This is a genomic window from Calothrix sp. UHCC 0171 (assembly GCF_034931845.1).
Classification (GTDB): Bacteria; Cyanobacteriota; Cyanobacteriia; order Cyanobacteriales; family Nostocaceae; genus Brunnivagina.
In genome coordinates this window covers 58,946-79,738 of record NZ_JAYGHN010000028.1, presented here as the reverse complement: position 1 = coordinate 79,738, position 20,793 = coordinate 58,946, and the positions used below count along the sequence as shown (strand labels likewise).

The following is a 20,793-nucleotide window of genomic DNA, read 5'->3' as shown; positions in this document are numbered from 1 at the left end:
AATCATATGTCACTTTATAAAATTGCTGATTTTGACGCAGATTACCGTGATGTTTTTCAAGAGAATGACATTAAAGGTTTAGGTGTTTATACAGAAACAAGTGATGACAAAATTGGTACTATTAGTGATATTTTAGTTGATGAAGAAGGTCATTTTCGCTATTTAGTTGTTGACTTAGGTTTCTGGATTTTTGGGAAAAAAGTATTGCTACCGATTGGGCGATCGCGTATTGATTACAATGCAGACCGCGTTTACGCAATTGGCATGACTCGTCAACAAGCAGAAGATTTACCAGAATTTGACGAACGTCTGACTCTTGATTACGACTATGAAGAAAGAGTGCGCGGTGTTTATCGGAATCCAAACACAATAAATAATTATGGTGATTCTCGTGTTGTTGATACCCCAGCAGCACTTGAACCTGCCACACCTCTCGATGCACCTGCACTTGGTATGGGGGGAGCATATCAACCAACACTAGATACTCCAGTCTACGATCGCGACAGCTACAATTACGCCCAAGAACCATCACTTTACGATTTGAATGATCGCGACCATCAAACCTTACGCTTATACGAAGAACGCTTAGTTGCTAACAAGCAACGTCGTAAAACCGGAGAAGTGACGATTGGTAAGCATGTCGAAACTGAAACCACACGAGTTGCAATGCCACTTGAAAAAGAGCGAGTCGTGATTGAGCGGGTTACGCCCAGCAATGAAGCAATAACCTCTCCTGGTTCTACAGCTTTCCAAGAAGGGGAAGTCGCCCGTGTGGATATCTATGAAGAAACCCCAGATATTCGCAAAGAAACTTTTGTCCGTGAAGAAGTTCGAGTCAGCAAAGTTGTAGACCAAGATACCGTTGAAACTCAAGAAACAATCCGTCGTGAGGAATTGGATGTGGATGCACCTGATCTTCCCATCGATGAACGCCATTAAGCTAATTTGTTTTTAAGTTGCTACTGTCAGCAATAGACACGGAGGTGCAGAAATCGGCATCTCCATGTCTTTCCATCCCACCACCAACAAACACTACAAACAATCACTCCTCCGATTTCCTAACTATGAATTCTGGGTTCAGGATGCAAAGTAGATAATATCTCACTCTCCACCACCGCTAATTCATCTAATCGCTCCATCACAACTTGTCTGTCAAAATAAGTATCAGCTAATACCCAATAAATCCCAAAATGCCGAGCTTCTGATGCCATCAAGCTCCGATAAAACCTAGCCAACTCCGGCTCAGGGCAATGTGTGGCGAGTAACCCTAAGCGTTCGTGACTGCGAGCTTCAATTAAACCAGTCACTAACAAAGAATCAAGAAATTTATATGGTTTATGAGGGCGAACTTGCGCCTTTAAAGCAGCACCATAGGGAGGCGGAGGTAGGGGTGCTAGGGGTATATGGCGACGTTCGAGCCATTGATTAACTAGCTCAAAGTGTTCTAGTTCCTCTTGAGCTATTTTGGTTAATTCCCTTACCATTTTCGTATTAGAGGGATAGGCAAACATAAAATTTAAAGCAACACCAGCAGCTTTACGTTCGCAGTGCGAATGGTCAAGCAAGATAATATCTAGATTAGAAAGCGCTTGCTCAATCCAAGCCTTGCTAGTCGGTTCTTTGAGAGCATTTATAGTTGGTAATTGCTCGGTTTGCACTATCTTTTGCACTGTTTAAGTTCCCAAGACTCCTGTTTCATTTTATGTTTGATTAAGCAAAAATGCGATCGCAACTCGCATTTGAAACTCATCTTTAGATATGTAGCGACTTTCCCATCAAAAGCCGCTACATATCCAGTATCTAAATTCAATATCTAAATCATTATAGAAATGTTTACATAGCATATTCAAGTTTAATATTACAATAATTCATAAATTACATTCAAAGTGTATTTGGGTCAATGTGTATTAGGCATTGTTGTCAAACATTGAATTTATTGTAATAAATGTGAACTACAAATGAATGATAAAGCAATATCAATATCTAATTTTCAGGTTCTTGATGAAATCATTGCCCAACATGGTATCCAACCACTTTCACTCAGCCCCGATCGCAATTTAATTACCAGCTTTCAAGAAATAGGTAATTTAGTCAGTGAAAAGACTGGCGATCAGGAAATTATCGACTGTCTTCACCACACTATCGAAATTATACTTTATGCTCAGTTAGAAAATTTCCCAGAAAATATTTTCTGGGATTTTGATTTAATTGTTTTGCATATGCTTGAACAATGCCTGAGTGCAGAGGATGGAGCAATTATATTTCTGGATTCTTTCAGCAAAAAAATTGTTGATTTAATGAATATATTTGGTTGTCGGGGGAAAATACGTTTTCGCTATGTACATGATTTTATGTATGGATTTGATTGGGCACGGTGGGTAAAAAAAGACCCAGACAATCGTTCCCATGTCCAACCATTTAATCCTATTTTTTTAGACTATTTACTTGCTAAAGGTGAAGAAATATTAAATTTAGTGGGCGTAAAAGATCAGCGATATCATCATATCTCACGTGGTCGTTTTCGTAATTCTTTCTGCTTTCCACGCAATCCAGAAGATGAGTATCGTTTGCTCACCTATCTCGCTGATACTCAAATGATTCCTGTTGCTGCATGGAATTGGAATGCTCATCCAATATGGGATAAACCCTTTGATGAGATGCGTGAACAAGCTGCGTTAGCAATTCTTAATAATCTGGAATAATTAATAACTAAATGAAAATCATAGACTTAATTAACTGGTTTGAATCTTGGGCAAATCCGGCTTGGCAAGAAAGTTGGGATAATTGCGGTTGGCAAGTTGAACCTGGAGTTTTAGAAGAAAACGCCAAGGTATTAGTATGCTTAACCCCAACTTTAGCAGTAATGCAAGAGGCGATCGCGCTGCGGAATGAAGGAACTGCTGTCAATTTAATTTTTGCTCACCATCCATTAATTTTTAGTCCCCAAAAATCTTTTCGTACTGGTGATGCGATCGCGGATATGGTACGTTTAGCTTTTATTCACAAGATTGGTATCTATACTGCCCATACGAATTTCGATCAAGTTGAAGATGGTACTGCTGATGTTTTGGCGCAACTTCTCGAACTTCAGGAAACTATAGCTATTGTACCGACTCAAAATGGCTTGGGATACGGACGAGTTGGAAATTTAAACCCCTCTCTAACTTTACGTGATTTATTGGGAGTGATTCAAAATCGTCTGGCACCACCTAATCTAATTTTTTCACCCACAGCCGACTTGAGCCAAAACATCGAACGGGTAGCTGTTTTAGGTGGTTCTGGTGCTAGCTTCATTTCGGCAACTGTGAAGACTGGCGCTCAAGCCTACCTGACATCCGATTGCAAATTTCATCAGTTCCAAGAAAGTCGCGATCGCAATCTCATTCTCATTGATGCTGGACATTATGCAACTGAACGACCCGCCTGTGAGCAACTTGTGAAAAAACTTCAAACTTTAGGTATTGATTGGGCACAATTAAGTAGATTTGATGAAGATTTTCGCGTGTTTTTTCAATAATTTCATCCGCAATTGCTTTCCACAGGGCGCAAAACTCCAATCTAGGGTGACTGCAAACGGCTCAAAATTTGTTAGCTATCTTTCATTTCAGCAGTTGCAGTCGGAAAAATGTTGATTACAAGCACATTCAGCAGATTAGTTAATAATACTAACTCATGAGTATTTAAAGCTACATTTGTGATTGTGTTAAAAATTAATCACTAACTATAAATAACGAAAATAGCTCTAAATAGTAAGCATTTTAGGCATAGTCAATACTTTATGTATACGTTGTGATTTTAATCACAGAGATTGAGAGATATACATCACCTATTTAGGCTGACTCACGTCAACCGACAATAGATAAAAATATTCCACAGTGGAGTATATAAACCCCTAATTACGCCCTCAATAAAAATGATTCGCTCTTTGGTTGAATCTGCTTTCCAGACTGGATATTTAAGTGTTGAGTCAGAAGGTCTGCTTCTGCAAGTATTAGCGGCAAAAAGTTATTTGCCCGATGATTTAGCAGCTTTAGTTGCTCTGCGTAACGCGGTTCAGGCTGGAACAGTGAAGCGAGAAGCCCCCTCAAGCCACTGGTTTGAATTGCTAATGCAGTTTAAATAAATGTAAATAAAGCTTTATTATTACTCTCAATGCCAGATTATTGAATTATTCTTGCAAAGAGTCTCACTTTATATAGAATTTTTAGTACCATTGAAGTACAATTACTAATCTAACCTTATCTGAGACATCATTTATGTCTACTTCCACTATCCTTCTTGGCTGTCAAGTAGACCTGAAAACAAACTATACAAATCTTAATAACCCATAAAAAAAACAGTTTCGTTGTTTTTACTCAAAGTTATTACTCAAAATAGTTTAGGTCAGCGAGAGAATGAGCTAAGATCGTAATACACAAGGGTAAAAGTAAAGCCTAGTCCCTAGAGTTCCCAGCGATGCCAAAAAGTACAAACAGGCAACTCATACAACCGCAACTAACTCTTTTTTTAGAGTATAATTTATTACACAATGAGAATAAGGACTCACCAGTGATGATTAATCTGGTAAGGCAGTATCCTGAGTTATGCGATTTCTATGAGAGAGATATTCTCTGAATAGCTAGAGAAGACTAAAAGTGCTTTTGAGGTGTTAGTTTTTCGGACCTTCAAATGTTGCTATCTAGATTGGGAGAATACTCAGATTTTGAAAAATTTAACTTTGTATAAAAAGGCAGAAGTAGTAGATGCTACACCGCAAGATTTATCAATTGTGCTGTGATGGGCGGGAGGTATGCGTTTTCTTGCGGGACCAGCAACGCTGGATAGAGCGCGCCCGCATTCTCGATATAGAAGGAGATTTAGTAACCTTACGATATGAAACTGATGAAGAAGACGAAATCTGTTCTTGGGAAGAGATGGTTCGCCTCGAAAGTATAGGCGCTGTCACCCAGAAATTGGCTTCAGTTCCTCGTGGAAACGTTGAACCACTTTTAACAGAAGATTGTCCTGAGGCTGAACGTATCCGTAACCATTATCCTGACTCTAGCCCAGAGTAAAGTCCAAATTTACCCGGTTCAGGGTATTTGTTCAAAGCTTACAAGATTAACGATAGTCCCTTTTCATTCTTTGGAAGGGGGCTATTTGTTTTAAGTTTTAAGTTTGAAGTTTTAAGTTTTAAGTTTGAAGTAGTCAAATTTATTTCTGGCTTTCAAATGCTGGACAATACCCTTCCAGCGTCACCCGAAAGTTGTACAGTGGCGATGCCTGGTTCCAACACCGTCCTCCCCGTTGATGCCGACAAGTTCCGCAACAATCCACATCTTGCCACATAAATCTGTCACTGGTTTGATTCATTAATTCGCGCTGTGATAATCCACGCAAAACTAACTCTTCACCTTGCCACCGTGCTTCTATTAATCCTGTATCGGCAAATTGTCGCCAACGAGGATCAGCCGCGATCGCATCTGGCAATGTAATTGTTACTACCGTCCCTAATTCCGTGAGTTCGCCTTCATAGTTAGTTTCTGGTGCGGCTGGCTGCAAAAAAGTATCGCCGATGGGTAGTTCAACTAATACACCTGGAGATGGTGAATGTACGTGATAGCGATTTTGTAGCTCATCCAGGCTGGTTAAATCGGCTAAATAAACAGGTGAACCGTGGACAAAAATAACATGCTGTGGTCGCAAATTATGAATTAATTGGGTTGTCCCTGGACCATCACTATGCTGTGCTAAAAAGTAATTTTCGACCTGTATCGATGGCGAGAGATTTTTGTCAATTGCAAATTGCTTTTTTTCTGGTATTAGAATCAACCAAGGTCCTGTTTCGGGTTGACAGTATTCTTCAATATCAATGTTAAAGTCAGTTAGGACAATACAAGGTGCTTTACCAACGGCTGCGCGCCTTTCTAGTGGTATTTTCCGCACGCGGGGACGTACTCTTTCATCCCAAAATAAAGGCTGATGACGGGCAAAGTTTTGGACGGACGCAGGTAAGTGCGGTAATAATTCTAGGTATACATCACAACCAATAGCCACAGTCCCATCAACCCAAATATCCAAATCCCGTCCGGTAAAATGATGGTGGCTGCGAAGCAACATGAGTAATTCTTGCCCTAAACCCAAGCCGGAAGTCGGCATCAGCACAGAATAACCATCTGCGATCGCACGATTAATTCTTTCTGCCAGTTGATTTTCTTGGTTACGTCGGTGAGGGTGTCTGGCTGTACCATAGGAACCCTCAATAATTAAAACATCGAGTTCCAAACCCCGCAATTCTTCCAAGCGTAAACCTTCAACTAGGCGAGAATTGGATAGGAAAAAATCGCCAGTGTAAAGTAGTTTGTAGGTGCGTTGGGGGGTGGTGTAGGTAAGTAAAGTCGCGACAGCACCAGGCAAATGTCCGGCGGGAAATAACTCCACAATTAATCCCGGCTTCAATTCAATGGGCGATCGTAACGGCAAAGCTTGGCAAAAATGTAAATTCTCTTTATCTTCTCGTTCTAACCAATTCAGAGGTAATAGTTGACTTGTCACCTCACTACCATAAATTGGTAACAAAGGATAAATTTCATGCAGCTTTAAAAGACCTCGTGCATGATCGGGGTGGGCATGACTGGTGAGAACCAAATCTGCTGGTAATGGTGATTTTCCTGGACGCGCTGATTTTGTGACAGCTTGCACCAAACTTGAAATATCAGACAAACCACAGTCAAGCAAAATCCGGTGTTGTCCCATTCTGATTAATAGACAAACACCTTCACCGTTATGGTGAACCCCATAGGCAAAACATTCTAAATCGCAAGTTGATTCCCCAAAACTAGATCGTGAGGATACCGAAATATCTTTGCCGTCGAGCGGATGCTCTGTATCATCGTTAGATGATTCCTTTTGCATATCCGCTTCCTGTTGGCGCAGGTTAGGCTTCTCCCAAGGAGTATCGCTCATGCTCCTACATCAAACTGGTATCAACCAAATTAAACGTCGTTAAATTTTAAGATAAGTGTAAGCTGGGGTTAAGCCTTGAGGCTAATGTTATACCCCAGCAATCGTAATTGGAGATTGCTCTCAAAGGATGTTTGGAAAATCAGAATCGTAATATAACACCCAAAACCTGATCCGAATTTCTGCTCCTGGAGAAGAGAAGTGGGAAAGTTTGTGTTTATTCTTTACTTCCAATCCAGAAGAGTTTAGGGTGTTAGGTCTTGAGGGTGTTGTTGCCACAACCATCATGTTCACACATTCTCTCAAACATCCTCGTTAGAGATTGAAATTCAATATCCAACATTTAGTGCAGAATATGGATTCGTTGCTTGATTAGTGTGCCGAACCATTTCCGTGATAATTATCCGAATCATAAAATCCATTTTTTGTGCCGAAGAATAAACAAGCTACAGTAAAGACAACTGTGAATACGGCTAAAATTAGTTTTACATCCATTGTTTTGATTTCCTTTGTGCAAGATTTTTTAATTTCAGAGACCGCAACTCTGTCTTCACAACAGTGTTACTTACAAATCTTTACTATGGTTATTTTAATTAAGCAATGAGTTAACTTACTAGAGATAAGTCAAATTGTAAAACTTTTCTGCAAACCTGTCTATCTACCGAAGTAGCAAATATTATCCGCATTTTATCGATACATTGGCAGATTTAGCTGTATGTTCAAAAAGAAGATCAAAATCTAAATAACTAAAAAAGCAGCCCCCAATTATATTGATAGAGATTTACTTATAGATATTATTTTCTGTTATTCTTCCCTGACTATTGCTCTTTCAAAGGCTATTCAAGACAATTATTAAATAATAATTAAATAATTATGCGATTATATTTGAAAATTTTAAATATTTCTTATACTTATCGTTGATTTTACTACTGAGAGCAGACAGTATTAAAATTGCTGAATTATTCCAGGCTGATTTCCGAAATTTGAGTTACACACATGGCAACTCCTTTCTCATAATAAGCAGCTTCATTAATGAAAACAGGATATACAGTTGAATCCCCTGGGTAAGTAATATTCTGATGATCGAAAGTTAAAAACATCGCTTCACCAGGATTTAACGGCTGGTAATCTTGAAATTGCAAACGAGGATGAATCATTGCCTGAATTTCTCCCAATTCATTTCTGGGAAAATCGATTGTGTGGGTAACTTGATAAACCACCAATTGGTTCTTAACAAGATGATTATTCCCTTGATTATAAATCTCCACAAAATCAAGAATTGCCAGTACCAGAGCTTCAGTTTGTTGAAATAAATTGGCATCTAATATTCCCTGGGCAACAGCACCAACTTCGACAGTACAACCAAAGGTAGAAATGGAATCTAGATGTGGATTTTCCTCATGCTGAGTAATTGAATAAAGAACTTTTATTTCTGGATTTACTGAGACAAGATAAGCCGATAATTCTAAATGAAAGCGATTTAAACTAGGGATAATCAGCGTTAAACCCATATTTGATGTCGTGCTATGCAAATCTATGACAAAATCTGCTTGTTTTTCGCCACCAGTACCAAAGGTGCGATAAATTTCTTGGGCACGTTGGGCTTCATAGGTAGATAAATTCGGGTTTTCTAAATCTCCACGTGTAAAACATCGATTCAAATCTGTTTGATAATATCGCTTACCAATTGTGTATGCTTTCGGATTAGCAAACAAAGTCACAGTTTCAAAACTTGCTCGCTGAATTAAACTTGGGGAATCCTCAAATTTTTTAATTAAAAATATCCCAGTTAGCTCATTGCCGTGGGTTCCTCCAACGATAGCAACACGATGAATATGATTTAAACTCATGACTCTAGCTAGTAGGATGCGATCGCTTGACAGTCTCAAGATAACGCTTTTTGTTTTGGTTCTAAATAAAAATTAGGGCAAACAATCGTTTGCCCAGACACAGGGGTATACTTTTTATCTGCAAGAAGTTGTCTACAGCAGCTTCAAATTTAAAACTTATAAGTCATCACCTGAATCGTAGTTGTATCCGATAAATTACGGGGATTGATCGAAATCGTATCGCTATTACTACGCTGCACTGTCACACCCTGCATCAAGTTCAAAAACTCATCTACAGATGAGATATCACATTGGTTATCTGCGGCTTGGGTGCGGTAATGGGTAGGAATCACAAGTTTTGGTTTAATTACTTCTACAGCTTGCTTGGCTTCCTGGGCATTATAACCTTTGTTGCCACCACCAACAGGTATAAATAAAATATCTGGACGACCAAGACGGCTAAATACCACTGTTTGTTCAAATGCCAAGGGTGCAGCTGGGACACCAAGATGGACGATATTTACTCCCGCTTGCTTCCAACTCCAAGCTGTATTCATCCCAAACTGTCTACCACCTTTGCGATCATGAGCGATCGCAGTTCCCTGAATATCCAAACCTTTGTATTTATAAGTTCCTGGTTCGTAAATTAATTTCGGATTCCCAGGTAAACCTTCCACTGCACCTTCATCCAGCAACTGACTGCTAATTAGCACCATATCAGATGCAACTTTAGGCGATCGATACTTGGCAGTACAGCCTAGCGTCCGAAATGGATTGACTAAAACCCTAGCACCACCACCGCTAAACAGAAAGCAAGTATGACCTAACCACTGAACTGACAATGGATTGCTAGATTGTGCCTGTGTCTGAGATTCAGAACTCAAGGTAGTAATCAACGCTGTGACTATCCCTGCCCCAGCATAGCCCATCAACTCTCGTCGTTTCATTAATTTTCTCTCGCCTGTAATTGTTCCAGAAAATTACGGAGTAATTGTTTACCTGAAGTAGTCAGGACACTCTCTGGATGAAATTGGACACCTTCAATATGAGGAAAGTTCCGATGGCGCACCCCCATAATCGTGCCATCCTCAACCCATGCAGTGATTTCCAACACATCAGGACAAGAATCGCGATCGATGATTAAACTGTGATAGCGGGTTGCGGTCATGGGATTATCTATACCTCGGAAAACACCAACCCCAGCATGAGACACTTGTGAAGTTTTACCGTGCATCAACTCAGGGGCAGAAACAATTCTACCGCCAAACACTTGACCAATACTCTGATGACCTAAACATACGCCCAAAATCGGCAAATTTTCCCCTAATTCCTGGATAATAGCCAGGGAAATCCCCGCGTCATCAGGACGACCAGGACCGGGGGAAATTACAACCCCATCAGGTTTGAGATCGCGAATTTCGGCAATCGATATTTTGTCATTGCGAAAAACTTTAATCTCAGCTGCAACCGGAAAATCTACTGCTAATTCTCCGAGATACTGAACTAAGTTGTATGTAAAACTATCGTAGTTATCAATGACTATAAGCACTGCAATAATTACTCCTGTCAATTGTGCGATCGCTATGCACTATTTGTGATTGTCACAGGATTTTACAGGCAGTTACAAGGTTATTGATACTATTTGGGATTTTTATTGAGTTACTTACTAGTTATTAGTTTTTGGCTATGGGTCATAAATTCATCACCCAGGACAAAAAGACCAATCATTTAGTTAAGAGATAAGATGAATGTAAATAAGGGAGGCAATAACAGGGTTGCTGCGACTAAAACCGCAACCAAAGCAGAGACAAGTACAGCACCAGCTGCACAGTCCTTGGCTATTTTTGCCAATTCATGGTAAGTCTGCTTGACAGTTAGGTCAACTAGTGATTCTAAAGCTGTATTCACCAATTCCAATGCCAAGACTAAACCGCTAGTAATTCCAATCACGGCAATTTCGACTGACTCAAGGCGTAAAAAAACGCTCAAACCAATTGCTAGAGCGCCGACACAAACGTGAATACGAAAATTTCTTTGAGTCGTAAAAGCATAGCTAATTCCAGCCCAAGCATATTTAAAGCTAACGAATAAATTTGAGGCAACTTTCCAGGATAACTTGCGTTCTTGGGAGAAAAGAGGTTCTAAGGTGCCAGGGTTTGGTGGTGATGATAGTTTTGGCGACATAGGCATCAATCAAGGTTTTAAGTGGGAATTATTCTTCTCTGGGTCAAAATTGCCCATCGGCAATAAATAACGCAATGATACTTTTTTTCTACAGAAGTATTATAAAAGTACAGTCGCAAAATTACAGTTAAGAAAGCGATATTTTAGTAGAAATCGCTACACATACGACTAAACATATCTAAATTTATAGTATGTCAATAGAAATACCTATCGCCATCAGTAATTTTACTTGCTGTTCTAACATTCGCCTCAAAGATTCATCGTCCGGGTGATCCCAGCCCAACAGGTGCAGTAAGCCATGTGCAGATAACCAGGCAAGTTCGTTGGATAAGGTATGACCCTGACCTTGAGCTTGCCGCTTTGCTGTATCTATAGAAACAATTATATCACCTAGATATAATGGGTCTGCATCAACTAGTTCATCTGGTTGAGGACAATCAACTTCTAGGGCTGCAAATGCCAATACATCGGTTGGTTGATTTTGGTGACGATATTGAGAATTTAGTTGCTGAATTTCTGCATCATCAGTTAAACGCAGCCCAATTTCGTAACTTGGGGCAGGTGGAAGATTTGCTTCAAGTTCTTGTAGCCAACGTTTAAACCAATCATTCCAAGTTTCAGGGGAAACCATAGCATCAGTATTCCCAGTATCTAAAATCTCAGACTGGGAAGCTTCTGCAAAAAAATCCTGAACGTAAAGTTCAACTAACACTTGACCTCACACCACAATTTATCAACAGAGCGATCGATTCTTTTGATAGTTTTTTGAGTAAGTCTTTTTATTAAGCAAGTTTTGAGAAAGTTTTTTAGCGAGTCAAATAGGCTAGACCGATGAAAACAGCTAGCAAACCTACAGTAGTCAGGGCGAAATGCTTCAGCGATGTTAAACGCTTCTGTACCATATTTCGCATCGCTAACTTGACATAGGTTGGTTTTGGCTCACCAGAAGAGGTAGAAGAATTACTCATGGTAATGATTTGATAACAAAGCCTCTTATACTCTAACAGTTTGTTGAGGGCAAATATGCCATCCTGGCAACGTCAGAATGGGGAAAGGGGACAAAGAGTGATGGAAAATCTTTTCTGCGTCTAGGTTTTCCCCTCTCCGTATCTGCTTCTATGTTGTTGCCTCACTTTCAACCAATTGATTTTCTTGCCTTAAATACGACTGGATAAATGGGTCTAAATCGCCGTTCATGATGTCGTTTATGGCTGTTGTTTCGAGATTGGTACGCAAGTCCTTAACTAACTGGTATGGATGAAATACGTAGTTGCGGATTTGGTTGCCCCAAGATGCTTCCGCGATGTCACCGCGAATTTCCGCAATTTCTTTGGCGCGTTGTGCTCTGGCAATTACTAATAGCTTTGCTTTTAAACGAGTCAGGGCTTTTTCTTTGTTTTGTAATTGGCTACGTTCTTCGGTACAGCGCACGGCTAAACCTGTGGGGATGTGAACAATACGCACAGCTGTTTCTACCTTGTTGACGTTTTGCCCACCTTTGCCGCCAGCCCGTGATGTCGTGATTTCTAAATCTTTCTCTGGTATGTCTAATTGGACACTACTATCAATTTGCGGCATCACTTCCACCCCAGCAAAACTGGTTTGGCGCTTGCCATTGGCATTAAAGGGAGAAATCCTTACTAAACGGTGAGTACCCATCTCAGAACGTAAATAACCATAGGCGTAGCGTCCAGTTATTTCGATGGTCGCAGATTTAATTCCGGCTTCATCACCTTCAGATTGTTCGACTAGTTGAACTTTGTAACGGTGTGCTTCTGCCCAACGGGTGTACATTCGCAGTAACATTTCTGCCCAATCTTGAGCGTCTGTTCCACCAGCACCTGCGTTAATTGTTAAGACTGCACCTTCTTTATCGTAGGGACCAGAGAGCAATTGTTCTAATTCCCACAAATCGAGTTCGTGATTGAGGTTGGTAATATTTGATGCTGCTTCCTGCAACAAGCCCTCGTCAGATTCCGATTCTAACAATTCAAAGACTGCTTTGCTGTCTTCCAATTGCGATCGCCATTCTCGGTATTGTGATAGGTGTGCTTTCAGTTCGTCAAGTTCCTGCATTGTTTGCTGTGCTTTGGTTTGGTCATCCCAAAAGTCTGGCTGTGCGGAAACTTGTTCTAAATCCTGAATTTTGGCTGTGAGTGCGGGTATGTCAAAGATAGTCCTGAGTTTTACCCAGGCGATCGCACAACACTTGAATTTCGCGTTTGAGTTCTAAAACATCCATAGAACTGAAATAACTAAATTAATTTATGAGCAATACTAGATTTTACACGGGATTTGTAAATTGGGCACGGGGTAATTGGGGATTATTTTTAGGGGTTATTTTTTCCTTGCCCTCCAGAAACTTGCCACATGCCCTTTAAGATGCGGTAAATATTTCACAATTGGGGGTGGCTAGATGCAGGAAGTTGCATTTTTTAGATTTGATTACTGTTGACTAATAATTATTTCCAGTTATTTTCAGCTTGTTGTAAAACGTATTTGGCAACATCTTGAATTTCTACGGCTGTCAGTTTATCTTTATAAGCCGACATATTATTTTTCCCATTAGTGACTATCTCAGTTATTGCGGCGATCAAGTCCATCTGATATTTTTTTAAGGTATTTATTTTTAAATTCTTGCCACGTCTAATAATATTACTACCGTTAAGATGACAGCCAGCACAATTAATTTCAAATATTTTTGCGGCGACAACTTCATTTTTAGATGATTCAGATGCATATACTGGTTGATTAATCGTCATTAGCAGGCATAGTAATAATAACAAAAGTAAAGTTATTTGTTTTCCCCGTTTTCTACCCATACTTCTAAGTCCTAAATTTGTAATTAGCAATCATAATTGATGATATCAAACTTTAGAAGTATACCTTGAGATGGATGTGATTGCTAGGAGAACTGTTATCTATCCAAAGGATGTAACAAATATGCAATTAATAAGTCACTATTAAAAAGGAACATTTAGATGTGAATTACTAGATATGCCTAATAATATCAAAGAACAAATTAAAGCTGACCTAGATTTAGCAAAAGAAAGTGGACAATTACGGGTCGATCGCATTCGCGAAATTGTTAAAAATGCCGTATCTCTGGTAGCTAATGAGTTTAAAGAAGGTTCTGGTGATTTACGTACATTGGTACGTGAGGCTGTATCTACAGTTATTGAAAACCTTCAAGAACGCGGTACTGAGATGAAAGAAGAGGTGACTGCTTCAATCGAAGGTGCTTTGGAGGCTGTCAATAGTAAACGGCATGAATCTATTGCCAAAACCCAAGTAGAAGTACAGCAATTGCAAGCAAAGCTGGATGAGGAAGAAAGTAAAATTCAGGAAGAAGTTGATGGTATTTTAGCAGAAATTAAACAGACTAGCACTGCAAAATCATCCCAGGTTCAAAGTGCAATTGATTCAGCAATTAAGGCAATTGAAAATAGTGAAGAAGCAACACTTTTGAAGAAACGCTATGCACAGTTACAAGCACAACTGGCAATTGTGAGAGCTAATTTAGCTGCACGCTATGGTGGACGTAATGAAGAGGTCAATAGTTATCTCGAAGATGCAAAAAAATGGTATGAGCAAGCACGTCCACAAGCGGAAACGATTGCGGGCAAAGTAATAGATAAGCACGCGCACCTTAGCGATAAATTAGGTGAAGCTGGTAGTTTGCTTGCACGTCGCGAACATCAGGTTAAACAAGTATTGAAGGAATTACTAATGGCTATAACTAGCTTATTTAAAGATAAAGATTCTGTAGAAAATGGGAAAGAAGTAGTTCGCAAATAGTGATATATTCAACGGGCTGGAAGTTTGATTTATATACAACATACAACTTTTTTACCTCTCCAATGAACAAAGGAGAGGTTTATTAATGTCAAGTTTCTCATTATTTGTTAATTTGGGAATCCACTTTGCCATTATTGTCTTGAGATGAGTAGACTTGAGCCAGTAACTTGAGCGAATCAATGATGCGGGAAGGCTGCGGTACTTTACCTTTACCTGCTGGCCAACCTTCACGTTGATGGGAGCGGTTTCCATCCGTCTCTTCGGTTTGATCGTGGAATAAAATTTGTTGAGTTGGGAACGGCAAATCAATACCGTTGGCAATTAACTTTTTCTTAATTGCAGACAGTACCTTGTCCCGTGATTGTAAATCGTCTATTCTTCGTGGTGGATTAATCCACCAACGTACACGAATATTGACAGTGCTTTCCGCCAATTCAATCACCAATACATCAGGAGCAGGTTCTTTTAAAACTTCTTCTACACCATACATTGCTTCTAAAATAAACTGCTTGGCTAGATCAATATCATCGTTGTAGCCAATGCCGACATCATATTCTAATCGACGAGTATCAAAGGCGGTGTTGACAGTCACCGAATTAGTAAATAACTCAGAGTTAGGAATAACAATTCGCCTACCATCATAGGTTCTGATGGTTGTTGCCCTTGTCTGAATATTTTCTACAGTCCCTTCAAAATTTTTGAAAACAATCTGATCATCAATGTGAAAAGGTTCTGTCAGCAGGATTAAAATACCAGCCAAGAAGTTTTGTAAAATATCACGAAAGGCAAAACCAATAGCAACACCGCTAATTCCCAAAAGTTGTACTAAATCACCGGCTCTAAGTGTAGGAATCACAATAGAAAGGGCAATAAATAACCCAATCAAAATTATAATTCCTTGTGCTAATCTTCCCAATACTAATCCTAAATTACGAGCATAGCGATGATTACGAGTTAATCGTTTAACTAGTATCTTAAGTCTACTAGCAATAATCAAAAAAATTAAAAAAACAATCAAAGCTAAGATAATACTTGGTAGCAGATTTATGAATCCATTAACCATGCTTTGAACATTTTTCCAAGCTGTGGAAATGTCTATATTATTCATGAATCCTCCTCACTAAATTAATATCCCCAACTTATGACACATGAGATAAGCCAGGGATATTGTTCACAATAATGCGTTATTTATACTACTTTTAGTCAATAAAGATTTTATGCTGATGCGGAAGATAACATTGAAAGGATGTTTGAAAAGTTCGAGAACTTATAATTCTCTCATTACTGACTAGAGTATCCCATAAGTTCAGAATCTAGAGTTTGGGGTACATGTCGAGATATTACTCCATGAGAAGGCTTACACCTACATTCCAGTACGCTACATACCCTGACATGATATGGAAATTTTCAAACAACCTCTGAAGCCAGTGGGGGATTTTAACCCCCCCCAAGTTGAGTTAAATTGTGGGGCGATCGAAACTTTCTTCACGTTTTGATATTGCCCAAATGGCGTGGATACTTCCAGGAAGCCAACCTAAAAAAGTTAACAGGATGTTAATGATTAGAGTTTGTCCGAATCCATATGTGAGGTAAACACCTACAGGAGGTATCAAAAGAGCAAGGAGGTATCGAAGTGGTTTCATGAGATTACGACAAATAAATTTCTAAAGTGTACGTTGGTGTAATTGAGGTGACACTGACTAGTTTTGAATCCTGTTTTTCAAGATCAGGCTTTTAAAAACTAGCTGGAAGGTAGTTGGGCTTTGCTGGCATCATCACCAGTTTTTAGTGATAAGTTCTTTTCAGCAAAGTAATTGTTGATGAATGTGCTAGCTAAAGATAGAACTACTGGACCAAGGATAAATGCAGCTATTCCATGTACAGCAAAGCCAGGAACTAAGACTGCTGCTAACCAAAAACAAAAGCCGTTGACAATCAGAGAAAATGCGCCAAAACTGAGAAAATTTAGGGGTAAAGATAGAGCCGATAAAACTGGCTTGATAGAGCTATTAATAAAGCCAATGACAACGGCTGCTATCAAAGCGGCAGGGAAATTGGCAATATCAACTCCACGGAAGAGGATATCAACAATCAGTAAGCTTAATGCAGTGGCTAATACAGTTAAAAAGGTGGGTAACATTTTTGCACCTATGAGCTAAATCAAATTCTTTTTACTTTCACTTACTATCTTCAGCTATGTACCGATTTTTAGCCTCTTTAGCAAGGATGATTGATTCTATATCGTGAGGTGGATTTTTTGGGCTTGGGTATGAGTCCTTAGATAATACATTGAGTATTAATTGAGCCATTAACGAGGTTATGTATAAAGTAAACCTTAAACCAAAGAAACCGCGTTTCTCCCTGCGCGACTATCCTTAATATTTACTTTATAAATTGTCTCTAAGGAACGCAAATTTAACGCTTTTCCATCACTTTCGGATAAATGCACGGAATTACGTGATTTTAGCCAATGGAAAATTAAGGTTTTATATCGTTTCTCTAAAATCTGGCAACACATAAAATAAATTTCCGTGTCTCTCCATCTCCACGTCCCCGCGTTACCATCTGTTCTTTTTTTGGAGAATTGGTATTACCCTGCTTCTCTGGAAGAGGGCTAACCAATAACTGTTAACCAAATAACTATTGTTTCAGGGCTTTCATCGATAAACTGATTCGTCGCAGCTTTTCATTTATCTCTAATACACGCACTTTGACGACTTGTCCCACCTTCACTATTTTCTTGGGATCATCTACAAATCTATCTGCGAGTTGGGAAATATGCACTAAACCATCTTGGTGAACGCCAATATCAACAAATGCACCAAAATTGGCAACATTAGTGATAATTCCTTCCAGTTCCATGCCTACTGTTAAATCGGAAATTTCTTTAATTCCCGCTTTAAAAGTAGCATATTTAAACTCCGCACGAGGATCACGTCCAGGTTTTTCTAATTCCTTGAGAATATCTCGTAGTGTTGGTTCTCCAATGGTGTCGGTGACATATTTTTTCAAACCAACTGTTTTCAGATTTTCAGCTATTAGTGTCACCTGCTTTAAAGAAACATTCAGGTCAGATGCGATCGCTTCTACTAATTTATAACTTTCTGGGTGGACTGCGGTATTATCTAAGGGATTTTCACCACCTCTTATCCGCAAAAAACCTGCTGCTTGCTCAAAGGCTTTTGGTCCCAGTTTCGGTACTTTCAAGAGTTGACGACGATTTTTAAAAATACCATTTTCATTACGATAAGTAACAATATTATTCGCCACTGTCGCCGTAATTCCTGATACAAATGTAAGGAGTTCTTTAGAAGCTGTATTTAAATCAACTCCGACATAGTTTACACAACTTTCGACAGTTTCATCGAGTTTTTTCTTCAATAATTTTTGGTCTACATCATGTTGATATTGCCCCACACCAATCGATTTGGGATCAATTTTCACGAGTTCCGCCAGTGGGTCTTGTAAGCGACGACCAATACTAATTGCACCCCGCACAGTGACATCCAAATCGGGAAATTCTTCACCAGCAAGTTTACTGGCACTATATATAGATGCTCCCGATTCATTCACAATCACTTTGATCGGCTTATTTTCGATATTTTTTAACACCTCCGCCACAAACTCATCAGTTTCACGGGATGCTGTACCATTACCGATCGCAATTAAACCAATTTGATATTTATCAATAAAATTTTTCAGGGTTTGTGCGGCTTTTGCCCGTTGTTCTGCGGCTTGATGGGGAAATATTGCTTGATATTCTAAATATTTACCAGTTTGATCTAGCACTGCAACTTTGCAACCCGTACGAAAACCGGGATCGATGGCTAGGGTTGGTTTCATCCCCGCCGGAGCAGATAACAGCAATTCACGCAAGTTAGTTTCAAATGTCTTAATCGATTCAATATCAGCCTCAAGCTTTTTCTGGGCAATGACTTCAGTCATCAAGGAAGTCTTAATCAAGCGGTTAAATGCATCTTTCACCATTTCCTGATAAAAAGCACGGATGGGACGATGCTTGACGCAAATTTCCTGGGATTCTAGGTAGGAAAGGACAACTTCTTCATCGTAATCAATCTGAAAGCTTAATATGCCTTCATTTTCCCCACGGCACAAAGCCAAGAGATTGTGGGGGGCAATGTTCCTCACCTTCGCTTGGAAGTTGCGGTACATCTCAAATTTGGTTGTTCCTTCCGGCTGTTCGTCTTTGATGCGCGAGACAAATACACCTTCATCTAACAAGTATTCGCGTAAATATGCCCGTAATTCCGCTTTTTCGGCGACTTCTTCCGCTAAAATATCCGCAGCCCCTTTGAGGGCATCCTCAACACTTTTAACCCCTTTTTCCTCAGAAATGTACTTGGCTGCTTCCCCTTCCAAGGGAACTAAGGCACCATTTTTCACATTTAAGGACTTAATCGACTCAGCCAGGGGTTCAAGTCCTTTTTCTCGAGCGATCGTGGCACGAGTACGACGCTTGGGACGATAGGGTAAATACAAATCCTCTAGCTCATTTTTCTGCAAACAAGCCGCGATTTTTTTCTTCAACTCGTCAGTCAGTTTACCTTGCTCACTAATCGAATTGAGTATAGTTGTTTTTCTTTCTTCTACTTCTTTTAAGTAATTATATCTATCTTGGAGGTCGCGTAGCTGTATTTCGTCCATCTCGCCAGTGCGCTCTTTACGGTAACGGGCAACAAAGGGAATAGTCGCGCCTTCGGCAAAAAGTTCCAGGGCATTCTGTACCTGATTGGGTCTCAGATTAAGTTCTGTTGCTAGTTGTTGAGGAATATTTAGCATCGCGTCTCTAGGTCGAAAACACTACTTTACGGTAATTTGCAGTTTGCGAATAATATTGATGATTTCAAAAGTATCGTAAAGTGTTAGATTAATATACCAGACGGATTTGAAATCTAGTACCCCATCCTTAGTATGTAGTCCTTAGCAGAGGATGGTGACAAAAATTGGGGTGAGTGTGATATTTACTACTTCTGCTAGATTCAGAATTATCAAGATCACAATAACGCTTCTGCTTGTGGATTCAGAGGTAACGAAAAAATGGCGTTTGCTTTTTTAATTCCGCTTTTGGCTGGTTTAGTCAGTGGTTACATTTTTAAAAAAAGTACCGACGAAATCGGTTATTTAGCTGGTGTTGCTGCAATTATTAGTTTCATTATTAGCCTAGTCATAGCTCCTTGGGAAATTCAGCTTTTTTTACTCATAGTTGTTTTGGTATCGACTCATCAGCTTTTACAACAAAATGAGTATATAATCAAGTCGCAGCGCGATCGCACTTTAGTTGCCGAGCCACGAGCTATGAGTGATATTCCTCCGGAGGATGTGGCAGTCGAAGCCCCCTGTAAATACCGAGGTGCTAACTACGAGCCTCAGGATACTGTTAGTAATATCAGTAAAGGTGAACTTGTGGGAAAATACCGAGGTTCTCCGTGGCGAAGTTATCAAATTAATAGTTAGGTTACTGGTATGCGAAGGCAAAAGAAAGATGATTTTATCAGCTTTTCAAGCATTTTAGATGGTAGCTTTATTTAATTAATTTCTAACATATACTCTTCGCGTGACTCTTGCCTAACTAAACCATTCATTGCTGCTTCTTGAAGTCTCATAAAAGCTTTCAAGTCTTCTGCGTCATACTTAGTTTTGAGAAGATTACGTAGTTCGTTTTCATCTGCAAGCGTTAAATAGCCATTTCTGAGAATTTGTTGAACCAAATCGCGAATTAACACCATAATCAACACCCTGATTTATTCAGATAAGGCATATCAATGAGATGCGTGGTTTTACCTTTTCCATGAATACAAGAGTTGATTTTGCTAATTGGTGTTGCTTATCTTTACAAGAATTTACATTACTCTTGGCATCAATATTTTTATCTAGTACGTGAAGGCAGAAGTAAGAAGGCAAAAGGCAGAAGGAATAAAGCTTCTAAAATAAGCTTTTTATCACTTTAGAATGGTTGGTTCATTTCCGCCGAACTGTACTAGGTGAAAAAGCAAAGTAAGTAGGCTTTAAAAATTACCAG

23 protein-coding genes are annotated in these 20,793 nt (G+C 39.5%); 7 read left to right on the top strand and 16 right to left on the bottom strand.

Annotated features, from left to right (window positions below; all coding sequences use genetic code 11):
* Positions 1-6 precede the first annotated feature (6 nt).
* Entirely contained in the window at positions 7-939 is a 933-nt protein-coding gene (locus tag VB733_RS19500) for a DUF2382 domain-containing protein (RefSeq protein ID WP_323341717.1), read from the top strand.
* A 119-nt stretch (positions 940-1,058) separates the two neighbouring features.
* Here the strand turns inward: VB733_RS19500 and VB733_RS19495 are convergent, their stop codons facing one another.
* Positions 1,059-1,658 (bottom strand): tRNA-(ms[2]io[6]A)-hydroxylase, encoded by a 600-nt coding sequence (locus VB733_RS19495; RefSeq protein ID WP_323341726.1) that lies wholly within the window; start codon positions 1,656-1,658, stop codon positions 1,059-1,061.
* Positions 1,659-1,958: 300 nt separating this feature from the next.
* Here VB733_RS19495 and VB733_RS19490 point away from each other — a divergent pair, with 300 nt between their 5' ends.
* The 4 genes from VB733_RS19490 to VB733_RS19475 all read left to right on the top strand — a co-directional run bounded on the left by VB733_RS19490 (position 1,959) and on the right by VB733_RS19475 (position 5,054).
* On the top strand, positions 1,959-2,702 hold the full coding sequence (locus VB733_RS19490) for a hypothetical protein (protein ID WP_323341716.1): 744 nt from the start codon (positions 1,959-1,961) through the stop codon (positions 2,700-2,702).
* Between the two features lie 11 nt (positions 2,703-2,713).
* The gene (locus VB733_RS19485; protein ID WP_323341715.1) at positions 2,714-3,517 is read left to right on the top strand and encodes a Nif3-like dinuclear metal center hexameric protein; all 804 of its coding nucleotides are present in this window, start codon (positions 2,714-2,716) and stop codon (positions 3,515-3,517) included.
* A gap of 396 nt (positions 3,518-3,913) precedes the next feature.
* Positions 3,914-4,123, top strand: coding sequence for a hypothetical protein (locus VB733_RS19480; protein ID WP_096610018.1), 210 nt, complete (start codon positions 3,914-3,916; stop codon positions 4,121-4,123).
* Positions 4,124-4,742: 619 nt separating this feature from the next.
* Positions 4,743-5,054 (top strand): DUF6679 family protein, encoded by a 312-nt coding sequence (locus VB733_RS19475; RefSeq protein WP_096610020.1) that lies wholly within the window; start codon positions 4,743-4,745, stop codon positions 5,052-5,054.
* 139 nt (positions 5,055-5,193) lie between these two features.
* On the opposite strand, the gene VB733_RS19470 is transcribed toward VB733_RS19475, so the two are convergent.
* The 10 genes from VB733_RS19470 to VB733_RS19425 all read right to left on the bottom strand — a co-directional run bounded on the left by VB733_RS19470 (position 5,194) and on the right by VB733_RS19425 (position 13,777).
* A complete protein-coding gene (locus tag VB733_RS19470; protein WP_323341725.1) occupies positions 5,194-6,894 on the bottom strand; it encodes an MBL fold metallo-hydrolase in 1,701 nt (566 codons plus the stop codon).
* A gap of 420 nt (positions 6,895-7,314) precedes the next feature.
* The gene (locus VB733_RS19465; protein WP_323341714.1) at positions 7,315-7,437 is read right to left on the bottom strand and encodes a hypothetical protein; all 123 of its coding nucleotides are present in this window, start codon (positions 7,435-7,437) and stop codon (positions 7,315-7,317) included.
* A gap of 464 nt (positions 7,438-7,901) precedes the next feature.
* A complete protein-coding gene (locus VB733_RS19460) occupies positions 7,902-8,792 on the bottom strand; it encodes an aspartoacylase (protein WP_323341713.1) in 891 nt (296 codons plus the stop codon).
* Positions 8,793-8,941: 149 nt separating this feature from the next.
* Complete coding sequence (locus tag VB733_RS19455; protein ID WP_323341712.1) at positions 8,942-9,718, bottom strand: MBL fold metallo-hydrolase; 777 nt, start codon at positions 9,716-9,718, stop codon at positions 8,942-8,944.
* Positions 9,718-10,320 (bottom strand): aminodeoxychorismate/anthranilate synthase component II, encoded by a 603-nt coding sequence (locus VB733_RS19450; protein WP_323341711.1) that lies wholly within the window; start codon positions 10,318-10,320, stop codon positions 9,718-9,720. The genes VB733_RS19455 and VB733_RS19450 overlap by 1 nt, the downstream gene beginning before the upstream one ends.
* Positions 10,321-10,499: 179 nt before the next feature.
* Complete coding sequence (locus VB733_RS19445) at positions 10,500-10,955, bottom strand: diacylglycerol kinase family protein (protein ID WP_323341710.1); 456 nt, start codon at positions 10,953-10,955, stop codon at positions 10,500-10,502.
* Positions 10,956-11,139: 184 nt separating this feature from the next.
* A complete protein-coding gene (ybeY, locus tag VB733_RS19440; protein WP_323341709.1) occupies positions 11,140-11,667 on the bottom strand; it encodes an rRNA maturation RNase YbeY in 528 nt (175 codons plus the stop codon).
* Between the two features lie 94 nt (positions 11,668-11,761).
* Positions 11,762-11,923 (bottom strand): DUF3285 domain-containing protein, encoded by a 162-nt coding sequence (locus VB733_RS19435; RefSeq protein ID WP_323341708.1) that lies wholly within the window; start codon positions 11,921-11,923, stop codon positions 11,762-11,764.
* A 148-nt stretch (positions 11,924-12,071) separates the two neighbouring features.
* Positions 12,072-13,197, bottom strand: a protein-coding gene (prfB, locus tag VB733_RS19430; RefSeq protein WP_323341707.1) for a peptide chain release factor 2 whose coding sequence is annotated in 2 segments (ribosomal slippage) — positions 12,072-13,124 and positions 13,126-13,197 — 1,125 coding nt in all. Because the reading frame shifts where the segments join, the coding sequence is not laid out codon by codon here.
* A gap of 220 nt (positions 13,198-13,417) precedes the next feature.
* The gene (locus VB733_RS19425) at positions 13,418-13,777 is read right to left on the bottom strand and encodes a c-type cytochrome (RefSeq protein ID WP_323341706.1); all 360 of its coding nucleotides are present in this window, start codon (positions 13,775-13,777) and stop codon (positions 13,418-13,420) included.
* 175 nt (positions 13,778-13,952) lie between these two features.
* Here VB733_RS19425 and VB733_RS19420 point away from each other — a divergent pair, with 175 nt between their 5' ends.
* Positions 13,953-14,753, top strand: coding sequence for a histidine kinase (locus VB733_RS19420; RefSeq protein ID WP_323341705.1), 801 nt, complete (start codon positions 13,953-13,955; stop codon positions 14,751-14,753).
* 100 nt (positions 14,754-14,853) lie between these two features.
* Here the strand turns inward: VB733_RS19420 and VB733_RS19415 are convergent, their stop codons facing one another.
* The 4 genes from VB733_RS19415 to VB733_RS19400 all read right to left on the bottom strand — a co-directional run bounded on the left by VB733_RS19415 (position 14,854) and on the right by VB733_RS19400 (position 19,553).
* Complete coding sequence (locus tag VB733_RS19415; RefSeq protein ID WP_323341704.1) at positions 14,854-15,861, bottom strand: mechanosensitive ion channel family protein; 1,008 nt, start codon at positions 15,859-15,861, stop codon at positions 14,854-14,856.
* Positions 15,862-16,210: 349 nt separating this feature from the next.
* Positions 16,211-16,396 (bottom strand): YqaE/Pmp3 family membrane protein, encoded by a 186-nt coding sequence (locus tag VB733_RS19410; protein WP_323341703.1) that lies wholly within the window; start codon positions 16,394-16,396, stop codon positions 16,211-16,213.
* A gap of 98 nt (positions 16,397-16,494) precedes the next feature.
* A complete protein-coding gene (locus VB733_RS19405; protein WP_323341702.1) occupies positions 16,495-16,893 on the bottom strand; it encodes a phage holin family protein in 399 nt (132 codons plus the stop codon).
* A 500-nt stretch (positions 16,894-17,393) separates the two neighbouring features.
* A complete protein-coding gene (locus VB733_RS19400; RefSeq protein WP_323341701.1) occupies positions 17,394-19,553 on the bottom strand; it encodes a Tex family protein in 2,160 nt (719 codons plus the stop codon).
* A gap of 258 nt (positions 19,554-19,811) precedes the next feature.
* Between VB733_RS19400 and VB733_RS19395 the strand changes: the two genes are divergently transcribed.
* The gene (locus tag VB733_RS19395; RefSeq protein WP_323341700.1) at positions 19,812-20,228 is read left to right on the top strand and encodes a DUF4278 domain-containing protein; all 417 of its coding nucleotides are present in this window, start codon (positions 19,812-19,814) and stop codon (positions 20,226-20,228) included.
* Between the two features lie 71 nt (positions 20,229-20,299).
* Here the strand turns inward: VB733_RS19395 and VB733_RS19390 are convergent, their stop codons facing one another.
* Positions 20,300-20,500, bottom strand: coding sequence for a hypothetical protein (locus VB733_RS19390; RefSeq protein WP_323341699.1), 201 nt, complete (start codon positions 20,498-20,500; stop codon positions 20,300-20,302).
* Positions 20,501-20,793: the final 293 nt, after the last annotated feature.